Raw genomic sequence first — 1955 nt, 5'->3', positions numbered from 1 at the left:
TGCGTCCCCAGGTGTCCGCGAGTTGGCCCGAGACCAGATTGGCAAGCGCCTTGACCACGCCGAAGCTGACGATGAAGGAGACGACGAGTGTCGTCGAGGCGATGCCGAACTCTTCCGACCCGATGAGCGGCACGACTGTTCGTTCGAGCCCGACCATGCCACCGACGAAGGCGTTCACCAGCATGAGCAGGGCAAACTGCCGCCAGTTTTCCTTGAGCCCAAGCCTGACAGTCGAGCCTGGCGAGACTGATGCCCCCTCGTTCATTGCTCAGGCCGCGGCGGCGGCGAGACCCGCGTTGGCGGCACGGTTGCGCGCCGCCTCCGGCGGCGGGGGCGGTATGTCCGCGATCATCGTGGCGACGAAAGTGTCCTCGTCATCAATGCGGAACGCCTTATTGAAGCGCTTCTCGAAGCCAATCGTCGATGTCGGCTTGCCGCTGAGCGAGCGCCCGCAGACCGAGCCGGAGTAGGCGCCGGGCAGCACTTCGACGTGATCCGGCAGTTGCTTGAGGCGGCGCACGCTCGAAAACAGCGTCCGCGCGCCGTCCTCGGCACTGGTTGCAAGTTCGGTTCGTCCGAGATCGCCAACCATGAGAGTGTGGCCCGTCAGCACGAACCATGGCTCGGCCGCGCGTGTCCTGTCCGTGACCAGGAGCGAGATGTGCTCCGGCGTGTGCCCTGGCGTGTGCATGACGGTCATGGTCACGTTGCCGAGCTCGACTACCTCGCCGTCCTTGGCGCGTCGAAATGGGAAACCGGCTTCCGCGCCCTCGAACAGCATGTATTCCGCGCCGGAGGCTGCGGCGAGCGTCCGCCCGGCGGAAATGTGGTCGGCGTGGATGTGCGTATCGACCACATAGAGAATGCGCATGCCGGTCGCCTCGGCAACTCGAAGATAGGGCGCGATATCGCCTACCGGATCGACGACGGCGGCTGCCGACTTGCCTCCGCATCCGAACAGGTAGGATGCAGCGACGGGATCGGAATGGAGGAACTGACGGAGGATCATGACTCTTGCACTCCCTGCCTCGCCCGAGATAACATTCAATTATTCTGCTGAATGTTCCATCGAGAAGAATGCATGTCAAGCATCGGACCAAAACAGGCGGTTTTCGCCAGCCTTGCCGAAGTGGCTCAAGCTCTCGGGCATGCGCACCGGCTGGAGTTGCTGGAGCACCTCGCTCAGGGTGAACGGAATGTCGAGGGGCTTGCGGCACGGGCGGGCCTCAGCTTTGCCAACGCCTCGCGCCACCTTCAGATCCTCCGGCGCGCGCACCTTGTCGAGGCGCGGCGGCACGGCAAGCATGTGCTTTACCGTCTTGCCGGAGATACCCAGGTGGTTGAGTTGATGAAGGCCTTGGGGCGCGTGGGCGAGCGGAACGTCGCCGAGGTCAATCGCGTCATGGCCGACTACTTCCACGCACGCGACGCGCTGGAGGCTGTGTCGCGCGAAGACCTTGTCTCAAGACTGCATGACGGTCTTGTCACGGTTCTCGACGTCCGGTCGGAGGACGAATTTGCGCTTGGACATCTTCCGGGGGCGCTCAACATTCCGCTCGCTGACCTTGAACGCCGGCTGGCGGAGCTTCCCGCCAACCGGGAGGTCATCGCCTATTGCCGCGGTCCTTATTGCGTTCTGTCCTTCGAGGCTGTCGCGTCATTGCGGGCGCGAGGGTATGTCGTTCATCGGCTCGAGGACGGCTACCCCGAATGGAAGGCTGCGGGCCTTCCGGTTGAGGCGACGGCCTAAGGTGGCCTCGCACCCTTGGGCCTTGCCCGGGACGGTTACGCCGGGATGGGCGCGGAATATTTGGCCTTCAGCCATGTGTTCGACGGTCCGCTGCTGTAGTGGCTGTCGGCGCGCTTCGAGACGATGCCTTCGAGCCCCATCTTCTCGGTGGCGCGGATGATCGCCAGCGCACTGCCCGCGAAATGCTCGCTGTACCGGATCTTGC

General features: G+C 63.9%; 2 protein-coding genes and 1 pseudogene. 1 reads left to right on the top strand and 2 read right to left on the bottom strand.

Annotated elements, in window-relative coordinates:
- Both EOA33_RS33985 and EOA33_RS33980 read right to left on the bottom strand, forming a co-directional pair.
- Nucleotides 1-265: pseudogene (locus EOA33_RS33985) on the bottom strand (MFS transporter); the annotation flags it as partial.
- A gap of 3 nt (nt 266-268) precedes the next feature.
- Entirely contained in the window at nt 269-1009 is a 741-nt protein-coding gene (locus EOA33_RS33980) for an MBL fold metallo-hydrolase (protein WP_126055308.1), read from the bottom strand.
- A 72-nt stretch (nt 1010-1081) separates the two neighbouring features.
- Here EOA33_RS33980 and EOA33_RS33975 point away from each other — a divergent pair, with 72 nt between their 5' ends.
- The gene (locus tag EOA33_RS33975; protein ID WP_127407599.1) at nt 1082-1750 is read left to right on the top strand and encodes a metalloregulator ArsR/SmtB family transcription factor; all 669 of its coding nucleotides are present in this window, start codon (nt 1082-1084) and stop codon (nt 1748-1750) included.
- Nucleotides 1751-1955: the final 205 nt, after the last annotated feature.

Origin of the sequence: Mesorhizobium sp. M4A.F.Ca.ET.050.02.1.1, from assembly GCF_003997725.1 — a bacterium.
Classification (GTDB): domain Bacteria; phylum Pseudomonadota; class Alphaproteobacteria; order Rhizobiales; family Rhizobiaceae; genus Mesorhizobium.
The sequence above is the reverse complement of the archived record's forward strand: the minus strand, read 5'-3'. Positions and strand labels throughout refer to the sequence as shown.